General features: G+C 71.2%; 20 protein-coding genes. 6 read left to right on the forward strand and 14 right to left on the reverse strand.

Annotated features, from left to right (window positions below):
• Positions 1–154: 154 nt before the first annotated feature.
• A complete protein-coding gene (locus ACFY04_RS28155; RefSeq protein WP_389120776.1) occupies positions 155–775 on the forward strand; it encodes a YceI family protein in 621 nt (206 codons plus the stop codon).
• Between the two features lie 35 nt (positions 776–810).
• Here the strand turns inward: ACFY04_RS28155 and ACFY04_RS28160 are convergent, their stop codons facing one another.
• The 6 genes from ACFY04_RS28160 to ureA form a co-directional block, all read right to left on the reverse strand.
• Positions 811–2,136 (reverse strand): hypothetical protein, encoded by a 1,326-nt coding sequence (locus ACFY04_RS28160; protein WP_389120779.1) that lies wholly within the window; start codon positions 2,134–2,136, stop codon positions 811–813.
• 147 nt (positions 2,137–2,283) lie between these two features.
• Positions 2,284–3,912, reverse strand: a complete 1,629-nt coding sequence (cimA, locus tag ACFY04_RS28165; protein ID WP_389120781.1) for a citramalate synthase — start codon at positions 3,910–3,912, stop codon at positions 2,284–2,286.
• Between the two features lie 326 nt (positions 3,913–4,238).
• Positions 4,239–4,859 carry a TetR/AcrR family transcriptional regulator gene (locus tag ACFY04_RS28170; protein ID WP_389120783.1) on the reverse strand — a complete coding sequence of 207 codons (621 nt, stop codon included), beginning with the start codon at positions 4,857–4,859 and terminating at the stop codon, positions 4,239–4,241.
• Positions 4,860–4,899: 40 nt separating this feature from the next.
• Positions 4,900–5,949 carry an agmatine/peptidylarginine deiminase gene (locus ACFY04_RS28175; RefSeq protein ID WP_389120785.1) on the reverse strand — a complete coding sequence of 350 codons (1,050 nt, stop codon included), beginning with the start codon at positions 5,947–5,949 and terminating at the stop codon, positions 4,900–4,902.
• 30 nt (positions 5,950–5,979) lie between these two features.
• On the reverse strand, positions 5,980–7,713 hold the full coding sequence (locus tag ACFY04_RS28180) for an urease subunit alpha (RefSeq protein WP_389120787.1): 1,734 nt from the start codon (positions 7,711–7,713) through the stop codon (positions 5,980–5,982).
• Entirely contained in the window at positions 7,710–8,423 is a 714-nt protein-coding gene (gene ureA, locus ACFY04_RS28185) for an urease subunit gamma (RefSeq protein ID WP_389120789.1), read from the reverse strand. Before ureA ends, ACFY04_RS28180 begins: the two co-directional genes overlap by 4 nt.
• Positions 8,424–8,578: 155 nt before the next feature.
• On the opposite strand from ureA, the gene ACFY04_RS28190 reads away from it, so the two are divergent.
• Together ACFY04_RS28190 and ACFY04_RS28195 are read left to right on the forward strand one after the other, a co-directional pair.
• Entirely contained in the window at positions 8,579–10,006 is a 1,428-nt protein-coding gene (locus tag ACFY04_RS28190; protein WP_389120791.1) for a cytosine permease, read from the forward strand.
• 268 nt (positions 10,007–10,274) lie between these two features.
• Positions 10,275–11,045 (forward strand): cytochrome c biogenesis CcdA family protein, encoded by a 771-nt coding sequence (locus ACFY04_RS28195; protein ID WP_389120833.1) that lies wholly within the window; start codon positions 10,275–10,277, stop codon positions 11,043–11,045.
• A 157-nt stretch (positions 11,046–11,202) separates the two neighbouring features.
• On the opposite strand, the gene ACFY04_RS28200 is transcribed toward ACFY04_RS28195, so the two are convergent.
• The 4 genes from ACFY04_RS28200 to ACFY04_RS28215 all read right to left on the reverse strand — a co-directional run bounded on the left by ACFY04_RS28200 (position 11,203) and on the right by ACFY04_RS28215 (position 14,913).
• Positions 11,203–12,288, reverse strand: coding sequence for a branched-chain amino acid aminotransferase (locus ACFY04_RS28200; RefSeq protein WP_109781535.1), 1,086 nt, complete (start codon positions 12,286–12,288; stop codon positions 11,203–11,205).
• Between the two features lie 223 nt (positions 12,289–12,511).
• On the reverse strand, positions 12,512–13,552 hold the full coding sequence (locus ACFY04_RS28205; RefSeq protein ID WP_327737580.1) for a 3-isopropylmalate dehydrogenase: 1,041 nt from the start codon (positions 13,550–13,552) through the stop codon (positions 12,512–12,514).
• A 90-nt stretch (positions 13,553–13,642) separates the two neighbouring features.
• The gene (locus tag ACFY04_RS28210; RefSeq protein ID WP_266379422.1) at positions 13,643–13,771 is read right to left on the reverse strand and encodes a hypothetical protein; all 129 of its coding nucleotides are present in this window, start codon (positions 13,769–13,771) and stop codon (positions 13,643–13,645) included.
• A gap of 260 nt (positions 13,772–14,031) precedes the next feature.
• Positions 14,032–14,913, reverse strand: coding sequence for a LysR family transcriptional regulator (locus tag ACFY04_RS28215; protein WP_389120796.1), 882 nt, complete (start codon positions 14,911–14,913; stop codon positions 14,032–14,034).
• Positions 14,914–15,014: 101 nt separating this feature from the next.
• Between ACFY04_RS28215 and ACFY04_RS28220 the strand changes: the two genes are divergently transcribed.
• Together ACFY04_RS28220 and ACFY04_RS28225 are read left to right on the forward strand one after the other, a co-directional pair.
• Positions 15,015–16,028 (forward strand): NADP-dependent oxidoreductase, encoded by a 1,014-nt coding sequence (locus tag ACFY04_RS28220; RefSeq protein WP_389120798.1) that lies wholly within the window; start codon positions 15,015–15,017, stop codon positions 16,026–16,028.
• A gap of 119 nt (positions 16,029–16,147) precedes the next feature.
• A complete protein-coding gene (locus tag ACFY04_RS28225; RefSeq protein WP_389120803.1) occupies positions 16,148–18,178 on the forward strand; it encodes a phosphocholine-specific phospholipase C in 2,031 nt (676 codons plus the stop codon).
• Between the two features lie 19 nt (positions 18,179–18,197).
• Here ACFY04_RS28225 and ACFY04_RS28230 read toward each other — a convergent pair whose 3' ends face one another.
• A complete protein-coding gene (locus ACFY04_RS28230; protein ID WP_389120805.1) occupies positions 18,198–18,737 on the reverse strand; it encodes a GNAT family N-acetyltransferase in 540 nt (179 codons plus the stop codon).
• Positions 18,738–19,203: 466 nt separating this feature from the next.
• Between ACFY04_RS28230 and ACFY04_RS28235 the strand changes: the two genes are divergently transcribed.
• Positions 19,204–19,941, forward strand: a complete 738-nt coding sequence (locus tag ACFY04_RS28235; protein WP_389120807.1) for a nitroreductase family protein — start codon at positions 19,204–19,206, stop codon at positions 19,939–19,941.
• On the opposite strand, the gene ACFY04_RS28240 is transcribed toward ACFY04_RS28235, so the two are convergent.
• The 3 genes from ACFY04_RS28240 to ACFY04_RS28250 form a co-directional block, all read right to left on the reverse strand.
• The gene (locus ACFY04_RS28240; RefSeq protein WP_389120809.1) at positions 19,925–20,143 is read right to left on the reverse strand and encodes a hypothetical protein; all 219 of its coding nucleotides are present in this window, start codon (positions 20,141–20,143) and stop codon (positions 19,925–19,927) included. The genes ACFY04_RS28235 and ACFY04_RS28240 overlap by 17 nt on opposite strands.
• Positions 20,140–21,048 (reverse strand): hypothetical protein, encoded by a 909-nt coding sequence (locus ACFY04_RS28245; protein WP_389120812.1) that lies wholly within the window; start codon positions 21,046–21,048, stop codon positions 20,140–20,142. Before ACFY04_RS28245 ends, ACFY04_RS28240 begins: the two co-directional genes overlap by 4 nt.
• Positions 21,049–21,315: 267 nt before the next feature.
• On the reverse strand, positions 21,316–22,198 hold an 883-nt coding region (locus tag ACFY04_RS28250; protein WP_389120814.1), incomplete at its 5' end, for an aldehyde dehydrogenase family protein.

The following is a 22,198-nucleotide window of genomic DNA, read 5'->3' on the forward strand; positions in this document are numbered from 1 at the left end:
GGCGCTCGCCCGTTGTAGGACCTTCACAAAATGGCCTGACACCCCGCCTAGATGTTGAAATTTGAACGGAATAGGTCTAGCGTCGTTCCCGTTGGAGTCGTTGAAGATTCAACAGATTCTTCCGACCGAGCAGGACACTACCGAGGAGCAAGTCATGGGTCTCTTCACCCGCCGCAGCCAGAACGTGAACGTCCAGGACGGCGCAGCCGTCGCCACCCTGGAAGTGGACCCGGCGCTCGCCGCGCTCACCGGTGACTACGTCATCGACGCCGCGCACAGCAGCATCGGCTTCACCGTCCGCCACGCCATGGTCACCAACGTCCGCGGAGCCTTCGGCGAGCACGAGGGAAGCCTGCACCTGGACGGCGCCGACCCGGCCCGCTCCACCGCCTCCATCGACGTGAAGATCGCCTCCGTCGACACCGGCATCGCCGACCGCGACGGTCACCTGCGCAGCGGCGACTTCTTCGACGCCGAGACCTTCCCGCTGATGACCTTCCGCTCCACCGAGGCGCGTCAGCTCGGCGGGGACACGTACCGCATCACCGGTGAGCTGACCATCAAGGACGTCACGCGCCCGCTCTCCATCGACCTGGAGTTCAACGGCTCGGCCACCGACCCCTACGGCAACGAGCGCGTCGGCTTCGAGGGCTCCACCGAGATCCTGCGCTCCGACTGGGGTCTGACGTGGAACGCCGCCCTGGAGGCCGGCGGTGTGATGGTGAGCGACAAGGTGAAGCTGACCTTCGACATCTCGGCCATCAAGCAGGCCTGACGGGCGGCTCCCCGGACGGCCGGAACCGGGGGCGGCTAGAAGCCGCCGCCGTCGAACCCTCCGCCGCCGAAGTCCCCGCCGCCGAAATCGGACGGGTTGAAGTCGGCCCCGGAGACGTCCCCGCCCTCGAAGCCGCTGCCGAAGTCCGAGGCGTAGGCGGGGCTGGACATCATCGAACCGAGCATCGTGCCCACCAGCAGTCCGGGCAGGATGCCGCCGCCGAAGTACCCGCCGGCCCAGGGACCGTACGCCGGGCCGGCGTCGTAGTACGGCCGCGGCCCGTGCTCGGTCTCGACCTTGCGGACCGCCGGGTCCAGGCCGTCGCGCAGTCGTACGGCGTCCGCCGTGCAGACCGGGACGGTACGGACCGCCCCGCCGGCCGGAGCCCAGGTGGCGTCCTCGGTGCTCGGCCCGTGGCGCGGGTCGAAGAAGCAGGGCGAGCGGCGCTCGGGAAGCGGCCTGGCCTGCCGGCGCGCGTCGAGGGTGGCCAGCGCGAAGCGGCCGTCCTCCAGTGCCTGGGTGGCGCCCTTGACCTCGTCGGGGCGCTGGACCGAGGCCATGATCTGCTTGGCCTTCTCGTACGAGTCGAGCCCCTGCTCGTAGTCCTTGCGCATGGCGTCGTCGGCGCCGGGCTCGCCGGGGTGGAAGTCGAGCCGTTCGAGCTCCTCGCCGAAGGCCGTGATGTCCTCGTCGACGACCACGCCCAGCCGGGCGATGGCCTCGCGCCGGGTCTCTTCCTTCTTCTTCCGGTTGCGGCGGACCAGCGCGTACGCACCGCCGCCGCCCACCACGGCCACCGCGCCGAGGGCGATCAGTCCGCCGACCGGGGCGCCCTGGTCGGCTCCGGTCGTGCCCCAGGAGGCCGGGGCGCTGCCCTTGACCTGGGTCAGGGCCTGGTCCACGAAGTTGTTGAGCTGCGTGTTCGCGTTCACCGGTGCGCCGGTCTTCACGGCCTCGGTGAGGTTGCGTACGGCATTGTTCGGCATGACCACCTTGTCGGCGCCGGCATCGAAGCCGTCGCCGAGCCGGATCGCGTAGAGCCCGGTGATCCCGGTCTCGGCACGGACCGCGCCGAGCAACTTGTCCGGCGGGAACTCGGCGGTGGCCGGCAGCACGGCCACGAACACCGGCTTGCCGGCATCCTTGATCTTCTTCGCGAGCGCGTCCGCCTGGGCCGTGGACAGCTGCGCCTCGGCCCCGGGGGCGACGTAGACCGGGCCCTCCTTGAGGGCCTCCCCCACGGCCGCGGCCCCGGTGGCCGCCGACGCCTGCGGCGCGGCCACGAGGGCGGTCGCCGACAGCCCCAGCAGCAGACCGGCCAGCAGCGATCCGAAGCGTATGGATATCAGCCTGGTCTTCATATCCAAGACGCTACCGGAACCGGTACTTTCCCGTGTGAGCTGGACATAAGGGCCTCGCCGGGCCGAAGCCCGGCGAGGTGGGGTCCGGCGGACGCGGGCCGGCGATGCGGGCCGACGACGCGGGCCGACGACGCGGGGCCCGGCGGGCTACTCGGCGGGTTCGACGCCCGCGTGCAGCAGGCCGTAGGTGAACGCGTCCTCCAGGGCCTGCCAGGACGCCGCGATCACGTTCGGGGCCACGCCGACCGTGGACCACTCGCGCTCACCGTCCGTCGTGGCGATCAGCACGCGGGTCGTGGACTCCGTACCGTGCGTGCCCTCCAGGATGCGGACCTTGTAGTCGACGAGCTCGAACTTGGCGAGCTGCGGGTAGAACCGCTCCAGCGCCACCCGCAGCGCCCGGTCCAGTGCGTTGACTGGGCCGTTGCCCTCCGCCGTGGCGACGATCCGCTCGCCCTTGGCCCACAGCTTGACCGTGGCCTCGTTGGCGTGGGTGCCGTCCGGGCGGTCCTCGACGATCGCCCGCCACGACTCGATACGGAAGTACTTGCGGGCGCGGCCCTCGGCCTCGGCACGCAGCAGCAGCTCGAAGGAGGCGTCGGCCGCCTCGTAGGTGTAGCCCCGCAGCTCCCGCGCCTTGACCCGCTCCACGACCCGGGAGATGAGCGCGCGGTCCCCGCCGAGGTCGACACCGAGCTCTTTGCCCTTGAGCTCGATGGAGGCGCGGCCGGCCATGTCGGAGACCAGCATCCGCATGGTGTTGCCGACCCGCTCGGGGTCGATGTGCTGGTAGAGGTCCGGGTCGACCTTGATGGCCGAGGCGTGCAGGCCCGCCTTGTGCGCGAAGGCGGAGACGCCGACGTAGGGCTGGTGCGTGGAGGGGGTGAGGTTCACGACCTCGGCGATGGCGTGCGAGATCCGGGTCATGTCGGCGAGCGCCCCGTCGGGGAGCACCTTGCGCCCGTACTTGATCTCCAGGGCGGCGACGACGGGGAAGAGGTTGGCGTTGCCGACGCGCTCGCCGTACCCGTTCGCCGTGCACTGGACGTGGGTGGCGCCCGCGTCCACCGCGGCCAGGGTGTTGGCGACGGCGCAGCCGGTGTCGTCCTGGGCGTGGATGCCCAGGCGGGCGCCGGTGTCGGCGAGGACGGTGGCGACGGTGGCGGTCACCTGGGCGGGCAGCATGCCGCCGTTGGTGTCGCAGAGGATGACCACGTCGGCGCCGGCCTCGTGGGCGGCGCGTACGACGGATTTGGCGTACTCCGGGTTGGCCCGGTAGCCGTCGAAGAAGTGCTCGCAGTCGACGAAGACGCGGCGGCCCTGGGCGACCAGGTGGGAGACGGTGTCGCGGACCATCTCCAGGTTCTCGTCGAGGGTGGTGCGCAGGGCGAGTTCGACGTGGCGGTCGTGGGACTTGGCGACGAGCGTGATGACCGGGGCGCCGGATTCCAGCAGGGCCCGCACCTGCGGGTCCTGGGCGGCCGAACCGCCCGCGCGCCGGGTCGCGCCGAAGGCGACCAGCTGGGCGTTCTTGAAGGCGATCTCCGCGCGGGCGCGGGAGAAGAACTCTGTGTCACGGGGGTTGGCGCCGGGCCAGCCGCCCTCGATGAAGCCCACTCCGAAGTCGTCCAGATGCCGGGCGATCGTCAGCTTGTCGGCGACGGTGAGGTTGATGCCCTCGCGCTGGGCGCCGTCGCGCAGGGTGGTGTCGAAGACGTGGAAGCTGTCGTCCAGGCCTTCTGACAGCACAGTTGCCGCCTCTGGTGTCGTCGTCATGCTGATCTGACTCCTGTCGGATGAGTGGTTCCGGATATGCCCGGCATCCACTGCCCCCATCATCGCGCGCGGTCCGGTCCCGGCAGGGATGGTCCGGGAAACGAAAAAACCTCTCGCGGGTAGCGAGAGGTCTGCGCGCGGGTCCGAGGCACGGTGGCCGCTTCCGCGAAGTTCTTCCACGGTTCAGCGGCCACTGGGGACCGGCGCGCTGCTGGCGATAATCATGAGCTGAGCAGGCACGCTGGCAGTGTGCCACACCGCCCGCCGCGGATGGACAGGCATCTCAGCATGCGGGCACCTCGGCCGGCGGGGCTGAGACGCGCCGGCTAGGAATGCGGGGAGAGGGTCTCCGTCAGGAATTCCCTCACGTGGGTGAGGATCGCGGTGCGGTCCAGCGTCGGCAGGCCCACCGCCAGCTGGATGCTGAATCCGTCGAGCAGGGCCCGGACCCGGGTCGCCACGCGCTCGGCGTCCACCGGGCGGAACTCCCCGCGCGAGATGCCCTCGGCGAGCAGCGCGACCAGGTCGCGGTGCCAGGCACCCTCGATGGCCGCCTGCCGGTCGCGCTCCTGGGGGCCGGCGTTCTGGGAACGGTTCCAGACCTCCAGCCACAGCGTCCAGTGCGGGTCGCGGGCGCGCGTGGGCACGTACAGGTCCACGTACGCCTGCAGACGCTCGCTCACCGGACCGCGGCGGGCGAGCAGGGCCCGCCGCTCGCCGCCCAGCTCCGCCTCGCTCCACTCCAGGGTCTGCAGCAGGAGCTCGTCCTTGCTGCGGAAGTAGTAGAGGAGGTGGCCGCTGCTCATGCCGACCTCGCGGCCCAGTCCGGCCATGGTCAGGCCTTCCAGGCCGCGCTCGGCGATCGTGGCCATGGCGGCGACGAGTACGTCCTCGCGCGGCGGCGCGTTCTTCCGCGCCGCGCGTACCGGTACTCCACCCGCCACCATGGACCCACTCCTTGTCGGTCGGCTGCCGGCCGTCTGCGGATCAGACCTTCGGCTGCTGCTGGGTGATGCAGTGGATACCGCCACCCCCGGCGAAAATCGTACGTGCGTCAACGAGGGTCACGGTCCGCTCGGGGAACAGTCCGCGGAAGATCTCGGCGGCCTCCTCGTCGCGCGGGTCGTCGAACGCGCACAGCACGACACCGCCGTTGCACAGGTAGTGGTTGATGTACGAGTAGTCCACCCACTCCCCGTCCTCCTCCAGCACGGTCGGCGCCGGGACCTCCACGACCTCCAGCCGCCGCCCGCGGGCGTCGGTGGACGCGCGCAGGATGGCCGCGATGGTCTTGCAGCGCTCGTGGTCCGGGTGGGCCGGGTCGGGCTGGGTGTGGACCATGACGACGCCGGGGCGGGCGAAGGCGGCGACGATGTCGACGTGACCCTGCGTGCCGTAGGTGCCGTAGTCACCGGCCAGGCCGTACGGCAGCCAGATCGCCTTGGTGGTGCCGAGGTGGGCGTGGATCTCGGCCTCCACCTGCCGGCGGGTCCAGCCGGGGTTGCGGCCCTCGCCCAGCTGCACGGTGTCGGTGAGGAGTACCGTGCCCTCGCCGTCGACGTGGATGGCGCCGCCCTCGTTGACGAGCTCGGTGCTGTACGTGCGGGTGCCGGCCACGTCGGAGACGTGCCGGGCGATCTTCGAGTCGTGGTCCCAGCGGGCCCACTCCTGGGCGCCCCAGCCGTTGAAGGTCCAGTCGACGGCGGCGAGCTCGCCGGCATCGTTGGTGACGAAGGTCGGGCCGATGTCGCGCATCCAGGCGTCGTCGAGCTCCTGCTCGACGAGCTGTACGCCGTCGCCCACGGTCGCGCGGGCGCTGTCCGCGTCGCCGGGCGAGACCACGAGGGTCACCGGCTCGTACGCGCGGACCGCGCGGGCGACGGCGCCCCAGGCCGCGCGGGCCTCGGCGAGCTCCTGCTCGTTGGTGAAGGTCGGGTTGGGGCTGGGCCAGGCCATCCAGGTGCGCTCGTGGGGCGTCCACTCGGCGGGCATCCGGAATCCGGCGTCGACCGGCTTGGCGGGCTGATGGGCGGTCATGACAGGCAGGTCCTTACGGGCTGTGCTGACTTACAGGAAGTACAGGCGGTTGAGGGAGACCGATTCGGCGGCTTCGGAGCGCAGCGGTTCCCCGTCGAGGGAGACCAGTCCGCTGCGCGCGTCCACATCGACCGCGCCCACCCGGGAGTTGAGCAGGAGGTCCTTGGGGCCGATCCCCCGGGTACCGCGGACGGCGACGCGGCGTCGGCGGGTCGGCATCTCGTCGCTGCCGAGGGCCGCGGCCGCGGCGGAGACGAAGGCGACGGAGATGTCTGCGGCCGTGGCCCCGTACGAGCCGAACTGCGGGCCGAGGACGAGCGGTTCGCAGGTGTCGGTGGCGGCGTTCGGGTCGCCGGTGACGCCGTAGGCGGGGAAGCCGGACTTCAGTACGAGCTGGGGCTTGGCGCCGAAGAACGGGGGGCGCCAGAGGACGATGTCGGCGAGCTTGCCGACCTCGATGGAGCCGATCTCGTGCGCGAGTCCGTGGGCGATGGCCGGGTTGATGGTGAGCTTGGCGATGTAGCGCAGGACGCGGGCGTTGTCGTCGCCCTCGCCGTCGCCGTCCATCGGACCGAGCTCGCCTTTCATCTTGGCGGCCATGGCGAAGGTGCGGCGGATGGTCTCGCCCGCGCGGCCCATGCCCTGGGCGTCGGAGGAGGTGATCGCGATGGCCCCGAGGTCGTGCAGGACGTCCTCGGCTCCCATCGTCCCGGCGCGGATGCGGTCGCGGGCCATGGCGGCGTCGCCGGGCAGGTCGGGCTTGAGGTCGTGGACGGAGACGATCATGCCGTAGTGCTCGGCGACCGCGTCCCGGCCGAAGGGCAGCGTGGGATTGGTCGAGGAGCCGATCACGTTCGGCACACCCGCCATCTTCAGGACGTTGGGGACGTGACCGCCGCCGCAGCCCTCGATGTGGAAGGCGTGGATGGTCCGGCCGTCCAGGACCCGCAGGGTGTCCTCGACGGAAAGACACTCGTTCAGGCCGTCACTGTGCAGGGCGACCTGCACGTCATGCTCCTCGGCCACGCGCAGGGCCGTGTCCAGGGCCCGGGTGTGCGCGCCCATGTCCTCGTGCACCTTGAACCCGGACGCGCCGCCCTCGGCGAGCGCCTCGACCAGCGGGGCGGCGTCCGAGGAGGAGCCGCGGGCGAGGAAGCCGATGTTGACGGGCCAGGCGTCGAAGGCGTTGAAGGCGTGCTTCAGCGCCCACGGGGAGTTGACGCCGACGCCCCAGACGGGGCCGAACTCCTGGCCGATGACCGTGGTGACACCCGCGGCAAGCGAGGCTTCCATGATCCGCGGGGACAGCAGGTGGACGTGGGTGTCGACGGCTCCGGCGGTGGCGATCAGCCCCTCGCCCGACACGATCGAGGTGCCGGTGCCGACGACCACGTCGACGCCGTCGAGGGTGTCGGGGTTGCCGGCCCGGCCGATCGCATGGATCCGGCCCTCACGGATACCGATCGACACCTTGCGGATACCGAGAACGGCGTCGATGACCAGCACATTGCTGATGACCACATCGCACGTCTCCCGGACGGCGGCCGCCTTCAGATGCAGACCGTCACGGGCCGTCTTGCCGAAACCGGCCAGGAACTCGTCGCCCGGCTTCTGCGCATCGTGCTCCACCCGGACGGTCAGCCCGGAGTCACCGAGCCGCACCCTGTCCCCGGCACGGGGGCCGAAGACCGACGCATACTCATGCGGATCGATGTGCCGGCCGCCCGGCGCACAGTGATCACTGTGCGGGATCTTCCTGCTCACGCCCGGTCTCCCTCCTCGTGTCCGGCGGCGGCTGCGCCCAGATACCCGCAGGCCGCCGCCTTCGCCAGCGCGAGCGCCTTGGCTCCGGGCGCGTCCAGGGGCCCGTCGACCAGGCCCGCGAAGCCGATCGCGATCCGGTCCCCGCCGATCGGGACCAGGCCGACCTCGCCCTCGCCGTGGGGGTCGAACCGTACGGACGAGCCCGCCGGCACGCACAGCCGCATCCCGTAGGCCGCGGCCCGGTCGAAGTCGAGCCGCGGATTCGCCTCGAAGAAGTGGAAGTGCGAGGTCACGCTCACCGGCACGGCGGCGGTGTTGCGGACGTGCAGGTGCAGGACCGGCTCCGGCTGGGGGACGCCGGGTCCCGGAACGACCGCGCCCGGGGCGTCGTCGCCGAGCGGGACCGCGCCCTGGATGGGGGACGAGACCACCGCGAGGCGGGATCCGTCGTCGAAGACGGCCTCCACATGCACCTCGGCGACCACGTCGGCAACACCCGGCAGGACATCGCCCGGGCCCAGCACGCTGCGGGCCTCCTCGATGGCCTCCGCGAGCCGCTTGCCGTCGCGCGCCGCCTCGCAGACCGTGTCCGCGATCAGCGCGGTGGCCTCCGGGACGTTCAGTTTCAGGCCACGGGCCCGCCGGGCCCTGGCCAGCTCCGCAGCGCTGCGGAGCAGCAGCCGGTCGCGCTCCGTAGGGGTCAGCCGCACGCCGATCCACCACCTCTTGAGTCGATGGGTTAGAGCATCACTCTAACTCTTCATTTCGACGGAGGGAATCATTGACCTGGGGGCAGGCCTTGAGTCACATTGAGTGTCGCTCAAACAAGGCGCAACCACCCCCCGCCCTGCCAAGGGAGTCCCCCATGCCCATCGAACAGCGCGGAGTCGACACCATCCCCGAGGACGAGCGGACGAGCGGTCCCCGTGACCTGATCTCGATCCTTCTCGGCTCCAACCTCTGCCTCGGCGTGATCGTCTTCGGCTGGCTGCCCCCGTCCTTCGGACTGGGCCTGTGGCCCTCGGTCACCGCCATCGTGACCGGCACGCTCGTCGGTATCGCCTTCACCGCGCCGCTGGCGCTCGTCTCGCTGCGCACCGCGACCAACCTCTCGACCTCCAGCGGCGCACAGTTCGGCGTCCGCGGCCGGCTCGTGGGCTCGGTGGTGGGGCTGCTGCTCTCGCTCGGCTACACCGCGCTCACCCTGTGGATCGGCGGCGACGTGATGGTGGGCGTCCTCTCGCGGCTCACCGGGCTGCCGGACACCGGTGCCACGCGCGGCATGATGTACGGCGTACTCGCCGCGTGTACCGTCGTCGCGGCCGTCTTCGGCTACCGGCTGCTGCTGCGCATGAGCAAGATCCTGGCCATCGGCATGGTGGTGCTGCTGGCCATCGCCGTCTTCGCCTACTCCGGGGATTTCACCACCGCCGCCCCGCCGGACACCGCGTACCTGCTCGGTTCCTTCTGGCCGACCTGGATCCTCGCCGCCGTCGCCGCCGGGCTCAGCGGCCCGGTCGCCTTCATCACCCTGCTCGGCGACTACACCCGCTACATCTCCCCGCACCGGCACAGCTCCCGCAAGGTGCTCTGGGCCACCGGGTTCGGACTGCTCTTCGGCCTCCTGATCCCCCAGCTGTTCGGCACCTTCACCGCGCTCGCCGCACGGGCCGGAGCCGAGTACGCCGGCCCGCTGGTGGCGGCCTCGCCCGTCTGGTACCTGATCCCGCTGCTCGCCGCCGCCGCGGCCGGCTCGGTCGGCAACGCCGGGCTGATGCTCTACTCGATGGGCCTCGACCTCGACGCCATCGTGCCCAGGGCCACCCGGACCACGGCCACCCTGGTCGCCGCGGCGGTCTCCACCGCCTTCGTCTTCATCGGCTCCTTCGAGTGGGACGTGCAGTCCGCGATGACCTCGTTCGTACTGGTGCTGACCGCGATCGGCACCCCGTGGGCCGTGATCACCCTCATCGGGTACGTGCGCTGCCGCGGGCGTTACGACGCCGACGCGCTGCAGGTCTTCAACCGCCGCTCGGTGGGCGGGATCTACTGGTACCGCTCCGGCTGGAACGTCGCGGCCACGGGTTCCTGGGCGATCGGCGCGGGCATCGGCCTGCTCGCCGTGACCACCCCCTTCTACGAGGGCCCGCTGCTCGCCCTCACCGGCGGCGTGGACTGCTCCTTCGTCCTGTCCGGCCTGACGGGCGGCCTCGTGTACACCGCCCTCACCGCCCGCCGCTCCCCCGCCCCGGTCCCGGCGGTCGCCGCCGCCGAGGAGCCGGCGAACGCCTGAGATCCCCCGTCCCCCCGTACGCGCGCGGGCCCGCGTACGTCAGGGCGCCAGGTATTTCCCGGTAGCCGCATTGCGCCAGAACATATCCCTGCCGGCGAATGCCTGCCGATCGCCAATTCCTTCCCCTTTACTGCAGGGCAGGCCCTTTTGATCGAAGGCCGGTCACTGGGCCGCGCACCCTGACCGCAGCCGCACGGATGCTGCGTGCCACACTGGGGATCCCTACCGTCTGCGTACGTGCCTCGACCGGGCCGCGAACAAGGAGGCCCTGGTGGTCCTGGCATCGACAACGTCGGTGGTGACGAGCGGCACCCTGGTCGCCGCCGTGCCGGTGGCCCTCCTGGCCGGCATCATCTCGTTCTTCTCGCCCTGCGTGCTGCCACTCGTCCCGGGATACCTCGGCTACGTCACGGGCCTTTCCGCGTCCACACTGAGCCCTGAGGCGCGTGAGGAAAAGCGCGGCCGGATGCTTCTGGGCGCGCTCCTCTTCGTTCTCGGATTCTCGGCTCCATTTGTCACCCAGGGCGCCTTCTTCGGATACTTCGGCAGCACGCTTTCCGCATACAAGGACACGCTCGACATCATTCTGGGAAGCCTTACGATCCTGTTCGGGCTCGCCTTCATGGGGTTCCTCCCGGGTTTCACACAGCGCGACTTCCGGATCCACCGGAAGCCCGGAGCCGGACTGCTCGGCGCACCGGTTCTCGGCTTCACGTTCGGACTCGGGTGGTCGCCTTGTATGGGCCCGACCCTCGGAGCCGTGATGAGCCTGTCCATGGGGCAGGAGAGCCCGGGCCGGGGCGCACTCCTCGTGTCCTTCTTCTGCCTGGGCCTGGGCGTTCCCTTCATCCTCGCGGCGGTCGCCTTCCGCCGGTCGATGAAGGCGTTCGGATGGGTCAAGCAGCACTACTCGCTGGTGCTCAGGATCGGCGGAGGATTCCTCATCGCGGTGGGAGTGCTCCTCGTCACCGGGCTGTGGAGCGACTTCGTCTACCAGCTGCAGATCTGGCTGCCCGCCTCCAACGCCGTCGGGATCTGACCGGGGCGACGTCTCCCGTGAGTGTGTGATCGGCCCCTGTGCGCCCCTTCACGTGAAAGCGCCTCCGACGGGGCGGGAACGAGGATCTCGACAGTCCTCGTTCTCGCCGGTCGGAGGCGCTTCCGGGTTTCTTGACCACCTGAGGTGGCGGCCTGGACTAGCCCAGCGGGTGCATCCAGCCGTGGGTGTCGGCGCTGTGGCCGGTCTGGAGTTCCAGCAGCGCCTTGCGCAGGCGCATGGTGACCTGGCCCGGCTCGCCGTCGCCCTGGGTCCAGTTGGCGCGCTCGGACTTGACCGAGCCGACCGGGGTGATGACGGCGGCGGTGCCGCAGGCGAACACCTCGGTGAGGGTGCCGTTCTCGTTGTCGCGCTGCCAGTCCTCGGTGGTCAGGCGGCCCTCCTCGGCGGTGTAGCCGAGGTCGCGGGCGATGGTGAGGAGGGAGTCGCGGGTGATGCCGGGAAGGAGCGAGCCGGTGAGCTCCGGCGTGACGATGCGGTCGCCGTACACGAAGTACAGGTTCATCCCGCCCATCTCCTCGATCCAGCGGTGCTCGACGGCGTCGAGCCAGACCACCTGGTCGCAGCCGTGCGAGGCCGCCTGGGCCTGCGCGACCAGCGAGGCCGCGTAGTTGCCGCCGGTCTTCGCGGCACCGGTGCCGCCCTTGACCGCGCGGACATAGTCCTCGGAGAGCCAGACGGAGACGGGCTTGACGCCACCGGGGAAGTACGCGCCGGCGGGCGAGGCGATGACGATGAAGAGGAACTCGTTCGCCGGGCGGACGCCGAGGCCGACCTCGGAGGCGAACATGAAGGGGCGCAGGTACAGGGAGGCCTCGCCGGAGTCCGGCACCCAGGCGCGGTCCTGCTTGATCAGCGCGTCGCAGGCCTCGATGAAGAGCTCGGTCGGCAGCTCCGGCATGGCCATGCGGCGCGCGGAGGACTGGAAGCGCGCGGCGTTGGCCTCGGGGCGGAAGGTGGCCACGGTGCCGTCGGGCTGGCGGTAGGCCTTGAGGCCCTCGAAGATCGTCTGCGCGTAGTGCAGCGTCATGTTCGCCGGGTCGATCGCGAGCGGCGCGTACGGGACCAGCTCGGCATCGTGCCAGCCGCGACCCTCGGTCCACTTGATCGTCACCATGTGGTCGGTGAAGTGGCGGCCGAAGCCGGGGCTGGCCAGGATCGCCTCGCGCTCCGCATCGGACAGCGGGTTCGAGGAGGGCTTGAGCTCGATCGTGGGCGTCGTCATGAGTGCTTGTCCTTCACCGGTTGTGTATGGCGGACCGCGCTCACGGCGTACTAGGACGTCCGAGCTTCCCCGCATTCCGCGGCCTCGCGTTCGATTATCGCGCGCGGACAGGCTTCGGAGAAGCGGGGAGCGGCCCAGGGGAGATGGTGGCACCCGGGGCCGCGCAGGAGAAGCCGCCGGGTCCCATTGTGCCCCGGCGGCTTCCTGAGGTGGAGCTGCCGGGTCAGCCGGCTACGCGGGCGGCGAGGGCGTCGCCGATCGCATCGGTGGAGCGGAAGGTTCCGTCGCGCTCCGCCAGGTCGGCGGAGACCGCGTCCTCGATGCGGACGGCCTGGGCCTCGTAGCCCAGGTGACGCAGCAGGAGGGCGACGGAGAGGATCGTCGCGGTCGGGTCGGCCTTGCCGGTGCCGGCGATGTCCGGGGCCGAGCCGTGGACGGGCTCGAACATGGACGGGAAGGCGCCGGTCGGGTTGATGTTCCCGGAGGCGGCCAGGCCGATTCCGCCGGTCACGGCGGCGGCCAGGTCGGTGAGGATGTCACCGAAGAGGTTGTCCGTGACGATGACGTCGAAGCGCTCGGGCTGCGTGACGAAGAAGATCGTCGCGGCGTCGACGTGCAGGTAGTCGGTGGTGACCTCGGGGTACTCCTGGCCGACCTTGTCGAAGATGTTCTTCCACATGTGGCCCGCGTACACGAGGACGTTGTTCTTGTGGACCAGCGTCAGCTTCTTGCGGGGGCGGGCGTTCGCCCGCTCGTACGCGTCACGGACGACGCGCTCGACGCCGTACGCGGTGTTGATGCTGACCTCGGTGGCCACCTCGGCGGGGGTGCCGGTGCGCAGGCTGCCGCCGTTGCCGGTGTACGGACCCTCGGTGCCCTCGCGGACCACGACGAAGTCGATCTCCGGGCGGCCGGCGAGCGGGGTGGCCGTGTTCGGGAACAGCTTCGACGGGCGCAGGTTGATGAAGTGGTCGAAGGCGAAGCGGAGCTTCAGCAGCAGACCGCGCTCCAGCACGCCGGACGGGACCGAGGGGTCGCCGATGGCGCCGAGCAGGATCGCGTCGTGGTGCTTGAGGGCTTCGAGCTCCGCTTCCGGGAGGGTCTCACCGGTGCGGTGCCAGCGCTGGGCGCCGAGATCGTATTGCCTGGTCTCCAGCTTCACATCCTGGGGCAGGACCGCGGTAAGGACCTTGAGTCCCTGAGCCACGACTTCCTGGCCGATGCCATCACCGGGGATCACTGCGAGATTGATGCTGGTCGACATGACGGAACCGTACTCCGTGTCCCAGCCCTCAGACATTCTGCGTCCACCATGTGGACGTATGTGAACGCAGAATGTCCCGGGCGTCGCAGGTCAGTGGCCGGTCGACCCGCCGTTGTCACGGCGGTCGAGGGCGCGCTGGAGAGCGGCGGCGGCGTTCTTGCGGTCGTCGGCCGAGGCGGAGGTGTGGCGGACGCGGCGGGTGGCGGTGGAAGCGGTCATGGTGATCGACTCCTTGAGATCACGGCGTGGCGGGGCCACGGATGAGGGGTTCCTTCAAGGCGCCGGAAGAGGCGGGGAGCGGTGCGCCGCAGGGGTTGCCTGCCAGGGGCGCGCGCTCTCGACCGCCATTCGCCTGATCGGCGAGACGTTCGGCTTCTACAAAGCTAAGCCAGGTCCCGTTGTATGTCTCGGCAATTACTCGGGCTTCCTACTATCTGAGACGCCCACTCCCCCGGAAAGCCCCGTCCGGAGGGTCCGTTTCAGCCCTTCCCGGAGCGAAGTTCCCTGATCAGGGCCCGTACGGCGAGAGTTGAGGCCGATTCCACCGTAGTGACGTATCCCACCTGTCTCACCGGCCCCCCAGGGCCCAGATCGGTGATGTCCACCGCCTCGGTCGCCTCCCTCAGGGACAGCTCGGGCATGATCGCCATACCGAGCCCGCGGCCGACCATGGTCAGCACCATCGCGTCGTCCTCCGCCTTGACCGTCGCCCGCGGGATCCAGTCCTGGGCATGCCACCAGGAGCGGGTGTAGGAACCGCAGTTCTCGTCCCAGTCCATCAGCGGCAGGCCCTTCGGGTCCGGGTGCCCGGCCGGGTGGACCAGCCGGTACGCCTCCTGCGCCAGCACCCCGGTCAGCAGGCCGGGGGCCACGTCCTGCGAGCCGCCCAGCGTGGCGATGCCCAGGTCGGCGCGGCCCGCCGCCACTTCCCCGGCCGTGCCGGCGCCGATCTCGCGCACCACGCGGACCTCGGGGCGTATGCCCGGGTGCCGGGCCGTGAGCCGCTCCAGCGCGGGCGGCAGCAGGTGCAGGGCCGCGCTGCGGAACGCGGCGATCCGCAGCACCCCCTCCACCGCGCCGCGGCCCGCGCCCCGGACCTCCGCGCCGAGGACCTCGTACATCCGCAGGATCCGCCGGGCCAGGGCGACGGCCCGCTCCCCCGCCGGGGTGGGAGTGGCCCCGGCGCGGCCGCGCTCGAAGAGCACCGCGCCGACCTTGGCCTCGCTGCCGCGCACCGAGTGGGATACGGCCGACTGGGTGAGGCCGAGCGCGGCCGCGGCGGCGGAGAAGCCGCGGCTCTCGGAGACGGCGACCAGGATCCGCAGTTCCTGGGGCAGCAGGTCGGCAGTGCTTCCCGCCATGGGTGCTTCCACCTCGTTCTATGAGCAGTGTTCATGGATGCGTGGGTTCCATGAACGCAACCCCCTGCCCGGGCCGGCCATTCCTTCCTAGCGTCGGGCCCATGACCACGAACACCGCTTACGCCGTCCACCAGATCGCCCGCCCCACCGGCTTCCCCACCGCCGGGGACTTCGCCTACGCCGCCTCCCCGGTCCCGGAGCCCGCGCCCGGCAGCGCGCTCGTCGAGAACCTCCTGCTCTCGGTGGACCCGTACCACCGGGGCCTGATGGACGGCGGCGAGGGCGGCTTCGAGCTGAACACCCCGCTGGAGGGCCGCTCGGTGGGCCGGGTGCTCGCCTCCCGCGACCCGGGGCTGCGCGAGGGCGACCTGGTCTTCCACCGCGCGGGCTGGCGGACCCACGCCCTGGTCACCCTCGGCGTGGACGGGACGCGCACACTGCGGGGCCACGACGGCGTCCCGCTGGAGGCCTACCTCTCCATCCTGGGCGGCACCGGCCTGACCGCGTACGCGGCCCTCACCCGGACGGCGGCCCTGCGGAGCGGCGAGGACCTCTTCGTCTCCGCCGCCGCGGGCGGGGTCGGCACGGCCACCGGCCACATCGCCCGGCTGCTGGGCGCCCGGCGGATCATCGGCAGCGCGGGCTCGGCGGCCAAGGTCCGCCACCTCACCGGCGTACTCGGCTTCGACGCGGCCTTCGACTACCACGACGGGCCGGTCGGCGAGCAGCTCGCGCAGGCCGCCCCGGACGGTATCGACGTCTACGTGGACAACGTCGGCGGGGACCACCTGGAGGGGGCGATCGACGCGCTGCGCGAGTACGGGCGGGTCGCCTGGGTGGGTGCGATATCGATGTACAACGAGGACCGCTCGCCGGCCGCGCCCCGCAACCTCTTCGAGGTCGTACACAAGTCCCTTCGCCTGGAAGGTGTATTGGTTCGCAATCACACCAATCTCCAGGAGGAGTTGGAGGACTTCCTCGTCCCTCATCTGCGCAGCGGCCGGATCGGTACCGACACCACCGTTGTCCAGGGCTTTGACCGGACGGTGGAGGCCTTCCTGGGCATGCTCCGCGGGGATAACCTGGGCAAGATGCTGGTCCGGATCGACGGCTGATTCCAGCCACCCTTATGTTCACCGATTTCTTACCGCACGGATGTAGACCTTTGATCCGGGCGCCGCCACTCTTGCCGTCGATGTGCCGCCGGGGCACCCGAGTTGGAGGCGAGAAGCCAGTGACACCGATCAGCCGCAGAGGTTTCGTGGGAATCGGCGCCGGGCTCGTGGCGGGCGCCACGCTGCCCGCGGTCACACCGACGACGGCGGCCGCGGCCGCCGCGACCGGCACCATCACCGATGTGAAGCACGTGGTGGTCCTGATGCAGGAGAACCGCAGCTTCGACCACTACTTCGGCAGGCTGAAGGGCGTCCGCGGGTTCGGCGACCGCGCCGCCGGCAACATCCCGGGCGGCTGGGGCATGTTCAACCAGCCCAACTGGGGCGGCCGCCAGTACCCGTGGAAGCTGTCCGCCACCCCGCCGGCGGGCGGCGCGGAAGGCGAGACCCTGGCCCAGTGCACCGGCGACCTCCCGCACAGCTGGACCTCGCAGCACGCCGCCTGGAACAAGGGCCGGATGGACAACTGGGTCACCGGCGTCGGCAACGTCCGCACCCTCGGCCACCTGGACCGCGGGGACATCCCCTTCCACTACGGCCTCGCCGACAACTACACGGTCTGCGACGCCTACTTCTGCTCCGCCCTCAGCGCGACCGGCCCGAACCGCACCTTCCTGTGGAGCGGCAAGATCGACGCCACCAGCAAGGACGGCGGCGACGAGTCCGGGCTGACCTGGGAGACGTACGCGGAGGCCCTCCAGCGGGCCGGCATGAGCTGGAAGGTCTACCAGAACGCCCAGGACAACTACGGGGACAACGGGCTCGCCTACTTCAAGCGGTTCACGGACGCCGCCCCCGGCGATCCGCTGTGGGACCGGGGCATGGGATCGGTCCCCAAGGTCACCGGCTCCACCCCGGACGACATCGCGGCCGCGATACGCGCCGACGTCCTGGCGGGCACCCTCCCCCAGGTGTCCTGGGTCGTGGCCAACGAGGCCTTCTCGGAGCACCCCTACGCCCCGCCCGGCGACGGCGCCCACTTCGTGGACCTGGTCTACCGTGCGCTGGCCGCCGACCCCGAGGTGTTCGACTCCACGGTCCTCTTCCTCAACTACGACGAGAACGACGGGTTCTTCGACCACGTCCCGCCGCCGGTCGCGCCGCCCGGCACCCCCGGCGAGTACCTCGACGGCCTCCCGATCGGCCTCGGCTTCCGCGTCCCGATGATCGTGATGTCCCCCTGGACCCGCGGCGGCTGGGTGAGCTCGGAGGTCTTCGACCACACCTCGGTGCTGCGGTTCATGGAGAAGTGGACGGCCGCCCTCGGCACCCCCGCCACCTGTCCGAACATCAGCGCCTGGCGCCGCAAGGTGGTGGGCGACCTGACCGGCGTCTTCGACTTCGCGCACCCGGTCTACGGGGTCCCCGCGGGCCTCCCGTCCACCGCCAAGGTGATCGGCCAGGCGACCTGCGCCCCGCTCCCCAACCCGGCGCCGCAGGACAACGCCCTGCCGGCGCAGGAGCCCGGCACCCGCCCGGCGCGGGCCCTCCCGTACCAGGTCAACGGCAACCTGGACCGCTTCGAGTTCGGGCCGGCCGGCCAGATCACGGCCTGGTTCTCGATGGCCAACCAGGGCGCCGCGGCGAAGCGGGCGGCGCACTTCTCGATCCACCCGCACCAGCACCGGGACACGACGGCCTGGCAGTACACCGTCGACCCGGGCGGCACCGGCAGCGACTACTTCCACATCGGCCTCGGCCACGGCTCGGGCACGTACGACATCTCGATGCACGGGCCGAACCGCTTCCTGCGCCGCTTCATCGGCGACGCGTCGAAGCCGGGCAAGGACATCGAGGTGGCGGCCCGCTTCGCGGTCGAGCCGGGCACCGGCAAGCAGGCGGTCTACTTCAAGATGAAGAACTCCTCCGGCTCCCCCGTCACCTTCACGATCCGCTCGAACGCCTACCGCACCGACGGCCCGTGGACCTACACGGTCCCGGCGAACTCCTCGCGCGAGGACTTCTTCAACGCCGTGGCCTACAGCAAGGGCTGGTACGACTTCACGATCCTGGCCGACTCCGACGGCACCTGGTCGCGCCGCTACACGGGCCACATCGAAACGGGCGCGCCCAGCATCTCGGGCTCGTAGCCGGCCCGGGGGGCTCCCGCTAGAGGACGTCCCCGTCCCGCCAGTCGAAGTCGAGCCGCCCGGCCGGGTCCAGCCGGATCCCGCCGGGCGGCGCCCACACGAACGTCGACCCCTCCTCCTCGGGGAGCCTCAGCGGCCCGTCCGGCGAGAGGGCCCCCACCTGGCCCGGCCACACCGTCCAGCCGCGGCCGAGGTAGAGCCCGGCCCCGTCCTCCGACGCCGACAAGGCACCCAGCACGTAGGCCCCTGCCACGACCTGCTCCAGCCGGGCCATGACCTGCCCGCCGAGCCCCCGGCGCCGCCCGTCGGCCCGTACGGCCACGGCCTCGACGTACCCGGTGCGCAGGGCCCGCCCCTGGTGCACGACCCGCCGCATGACCACGCTGCCGTGCGCGACGAGGTCCCCGCCCGCGTCCCGGACCAGCGCGTGCATCCCGCCGAGGGCGTGCTCGAAGTCCTCATCGGCGAAGTCCCCGTCGAAGGCCCCGTCGAGCAGGGCCCTGATCTCGCGGAGCTCCGTACCGGTCAGCTCAGCGGTGTGCCGTACGAGGTTCTCCATCGGACGACCGTATCAACGCGCGCCGGCGGCCCGGGGCGGCCGGGAAAGGCCGGAAACAGCCGCGGGGTTCGAAACCCGGAGTGCCGCCGGGCCCAGGCCGGCCGTGTCGCCCATGGCCGTGCCCGGGCGGGTGCGCATCGGTCCCGCGGGACGGGGCGGGCCCGGTGGTCCACCTCGGCCGCGCCCGCGCCGCCCAGTCCGCCGAAGGTACGTACGGTGGGCGGGGGCGGGGTGGTCCACCCGCGCCCGGTGGTCGCGGACGGCCGCCGGAGCGGGGGCCTCGGCGCTGGGCGCCGTCGCCGCCGCGTCCACCGGGCCCCAGGTCACGTCGGTGGAGGGGTGCGTTCCGCAGGAGGAATCGACCGGTGATCACCGCCTCCGAAATCGCCCGAGTCCCTGCATACCGGACGGGAGGGTCGCGTACGGCCCTGGCGGCGGGCCGCGCGGCGGCGTGAAGATCTGTTCCATGTCGCCTGAGACCACACCTGAGACCGCCTCCGGGACCGCTCCTGAGACCAGGCAGTGGACGCCCACCCACGGGGATCCCTACCGCCCGGTCGCCTACCGCCCCGAGCGGATGCCGCAGCCGGAATCCCTGGCGCGTGCCGCCGAGTTGCGGGCCCGGATGGACGAGCGGCGGACCGTACGCCACTTCTCCCCCGACCCGGTGCCCGATCAGGTGGTCCGGGACGCCATCGCCTGCGCCGCGACCGCCCCCTCCGGGGCGCACCAGCAGCCGTGGACCTTCGTCCTGGTCAAGGACCCGGCCGTCCGGCAGCAGATCCGCGCGGCCGCCGAGCAGGAGGAGCAGCTGTCCTACGACGGCCGGCTGGGCGACGAATGGCTCGCCGCCCTGCGTCCCATCGGCACGGACGCCGTGAAGACCCACCTGACGGACGCGCCGGCGCTGATCGTGGTCTTCCAGCAGCGCTACTGGCTCGGCCCGGACGGCACCAAGCGCAAGCACTACTACGTCGACGAGTCGGTCGGCATCGCGGTCGGCATGCTCCTGTCCGCCCTCCACCTGTCCGGCCTGGCGGCGCTGATCCACACCCCCAGCCCCATGCGCTTCCTCAGCCACGTCCTGGACCGCCCGGAGAACGAGAAGGCCTTCGCCGTCATCCCGGTGGGCTACCCGGCGGACGACTGCGAGGTCCCGGACCTCCTGCGCAAGTCCCTGGACCAGGTCATCGTGGAGGTGTGACGGCCTCCCCGGCGGGCGGCTCCGGGGCGGGCCCGGACTGCCCGCCGCCCAGGGCCTCGGCGAGGCGCATCCCGATCCGCACCCGGTCCTCCGGGGTTCCGGCGTCCATGGCGGCCCGCACCTGCCGCAGGATCAGCCAGTCCCGCACCACTTTGGCCACCCCGAGCACGGCCGCCGTCACGATCGCCGCGGTCAGCATCACTCGTAGCTCCGCTCGATCGACGCGGTGATCTCGGCGGTGTCCCGGCCGGTGTGTCCGAGGTCCACGCACCGGACGGTCACCTCCGCACGGCCGAGCCCGATCACGCCGGGACGGACGGCCGGCGTGCCCGGTCCGGGGGGAGCCCCTTCCGGGAGCGCGGCAAGACCGCTGCGGCGCAGCGCCTGCTCCATTGCCGGAGCCCCCGGCGCGCAGCACCACTCCAGCACGAGGTCCTGGTACTGGTGGCGGTAGGAGTTCACCCAGCCGTGCGCGTTCCCCGTACGGTTGATCAGCGCGGGACGGCGGAGCAGCCGGCTGAGCAGGTGGTCGCGGGAGGCAGGGTCCGGTCCGGCGAGCGCGGTGCCCGTCCAGCGGTGCAGTTCCTCCCGCTCCGCCGCGTGCGGCCCCCTGCCTGCGGTGCGGCCCACGTACCGCAGCCCGTCGCCGTCGTCCGGAAGCCGCCAGGAGCCGGGGACGCCCTGGAGGCGGATGGTCCCGACCCCGGCGGCATCCCGCAGGGCCAGCCCCTCCCGGTCGGTGGTGATCCGCAGGCCGGGCACCCCGCGCAGGCCCCCGTACGCCTCGTCGAGGCGGGGCAGCAGCTCGGTGACGACCCGCCGGGCCATCCGTTCGTGGAGCCGGAGGGCGAGGCCGCCCGCCGATGGCACGGCGGCGACGACCCCGAACACCGCCCCGTCGAGCTGTCCGTCGCGAAGGGCCTCGCCCGCGGTCAGTGCGACCATCGCCTCGAAGGCGCGCTGGGCCGGGTCGGCCCCGTCCGGGACCGGTTGGTGGCGGGTGATCAGGCCGGCTTCGGCCCAGCCGAGGCAGGTGCGGTGCGGCAGGCCGGTCGCCTCACGGCAGATGGTCGCCACGCGGTGGCGGTTGTCGGTGCGCCTGGACATACGTCTCCCCGGGCGTCGTCCCGGCACGGACGCGTAGAGGTCTCGTATCTCCTGGCATACACCCCACCCCGTACGGGAACTCGTCAGAGCCCTCGGCTCCCTCGGGAAGCCGGGCCCGAGTCCTGGAGCGTGTCGCCGTACACGACAACTACATGCAGGCTAGCAGGAGTTGCCGGTGGGGGAAATGGATACCGCCCCCGCTCCGGACTTGGGGGTACCGGAACGGGGGCGGTGTCACTGGGGGCCGGGATCAGCCCATGTGCGGGATCAGCCCATGTGGGGGTACGCGTAGTCGGTCGGCGCGACCAGCGTCTCCTTGATGGAGCGGGTCGAGGTCCAGCGCTGCAGGTTGCTCGCGGCACCCGCCTTGTCGTTCGTACCCGAGGCGCGGCCACCGCCGAAGGGCTGCTGGCCGACGACGGCGCCGGTGGACTTGTCGTTGATGTAGAAGTTGCCCGCCGCGAAGCGGAGCTTCTCCATCGCGTCCGCGGCCGCGTACCGGTCGGCGGCGATGATCGAGCCGGTCAGGGCGTACGCCGAGACGGACTCCATCTGCGCGAGCATCGCGTGGAATCCCTCGGTGGAGTCGTCCTCGTAGACGTGCACGGCGAGGATCGGGCCGAAGTACTCGGTCGTGAAGACCTCGTTCTCCGGGTCGGTGCACGCGATGACGGTCGGGCGGACGAAGTAGCCCTCCGAGTCGTCGTAGGTGCCACCGGCGATGATCTCGCAGGTCGGGTCGGCGATGGCGCGGTCGATCGCGGCCTTGTTCTTCGCGAAGGAACGCTCGTCGATGACGGCGCCGATGAAGTTGGTCAGGTCGCGGACGTCACCCATGGTGATGCCGTCGACCTCCGCCGCGAAGGCCTCCTTGAAGCCGTCGTTCCAGATCGAGGCCGGGACGTAGGCGCGCGAGGACGCCGAGCACTTCTGGCCCTGGAACTCGAAGGAACCGCGGGTCAGGGCGGTCTTCAGGACGGCGCGGTCCGCGGACGGGTGCGCGACGACGAAGTCCTTGCCACCGGTCTCGCCGACCAGGCGCGGGTAGGACTTGTACTTCTCGATGTTGTTGCCGACCGTCTTCCACAGGTACTGGAAGGTCTTGGTCGAGCCGGTGAAGTGAATGCCGGCCAGCTCGGGGTGGTTCAGG

The sequence above is a fragment of the Streptomyces sp. NPDC001549 genome (genome assembly GCF_042894025.1).
Lineage (GTDB): Bacteria > Actinomycetota > Actinomycetes > Streptomycetales > Streptomycetaceae > Streptomyces > Streptomyces kutzneri.

What these genes read in the sequence shown, in the direction of transcription:
- ACFY04_RS28215 (WP_389120796.1), bottom strand. Translation starts at nt 14,913, where the DNA reads ATGGCGGGAAGCACTGCCGACCTGCTGCCCCAGGAACTGCGGATCCTG.
- ACFY04_RS28230 (WP_389120805.1), bottom strand. Translation starts at nt 18,737, where the DNA reads ATGGAGAACCTCGTACGGCACACCGCTGAGCTGACCGGTACGGAGCTC.
- ACFY04_RS28170 (WP_389120783.1), bottom strand. Translation starts at nt 4,859, where the DNA reads ATGGTGGCGGGTGGAGTACCGGTACGCGCGGCGCGGAAGAACGCGCCG.
- ACFY04_RS28220 (WP_389120798.1), top strand. Translation starts at nt 15,015, where the DNA reads ATGACCACGAACACCGCTTACGCCGTCCACCAGATCGCCCGCCCCACC.
- ACFY04_RS28190 (WP_389120791.1), top strand. Translation starts at nt 8,579, where the DNA reads ATGCCCATCGAACAGCGCGGAGTCGACACCATCCCCGAGGACGAGCGG.
- ACFY04_RS28160 (WP_389120779.1), bottom strand. Translation starts at nt 2,136, where the DNA reads ATGAAGACCAGGCTGATATCCATACGCTTCGGATCGCTGCTGGCCGGT.
- ACFY04_RS28235 (WP_389120807.1), top strand. Translation starts at nt 19,204, where the DNA reads ATGTCGCCTGAGACCACACCTGAGACCGCCTCCGGGACCGCTCCTGAG.
- ACFY04_RS28210 (WP_266379422.1), bottom strand. Translation starts at nt 13,771, where the DNA reads ATGACCGCTTCCACCGCCACCCGCCGCGTCCGCCACACCTCCGCCTCG.
- ACFY04_RS28245 (WP_389120812.1), bottom strand. Translation starts at nt 21,048, where the DNA reads ATGTCCAGGCGCACCGACAACCGCCACCGCGTGGCGACCATCTGCCGT.
- cimA (WP_389120781.1), bottom strand. Translation starts at nt 3,912, where the DNA reads ATGACGACGACACCAGAGGCGGCAACTGTGCTGTCAGAAGGCCTGGAC.
- ACFY04_RS28155 (WP_389120776.1), top strand. Translation starts at nt 155, where the DNA reads ATGGGTCTCTTCACCCGCCGCAGCCAGAACGTGAACGTCCAGGACGGC.
- ACFY04_RS28200 (WP_109781535.1), bottom strand. Translation starts at nt 12,288, where the DNA reads ATGACGACGCCCACGATCGAGCTCAAGCCCTCCTCGAACCCGCTGTCC.
- ACFY04_RS28205 (WP_327737580.1), bottom strand. Translation starts at nt 13,552, where the DNA reads ATGTCGACCAGCATCAATCTCGCAGTGATCCCCGGTGATGGCATCGGC.
- ACFY04_RS28175 (WP_389120785.1), bottom strand. Translation starts at nt 5,949, where the DNA reads ATGACCGCCCATCAGCCCGCCAAGCCGGTCGACGCCGGATTCCGGATG.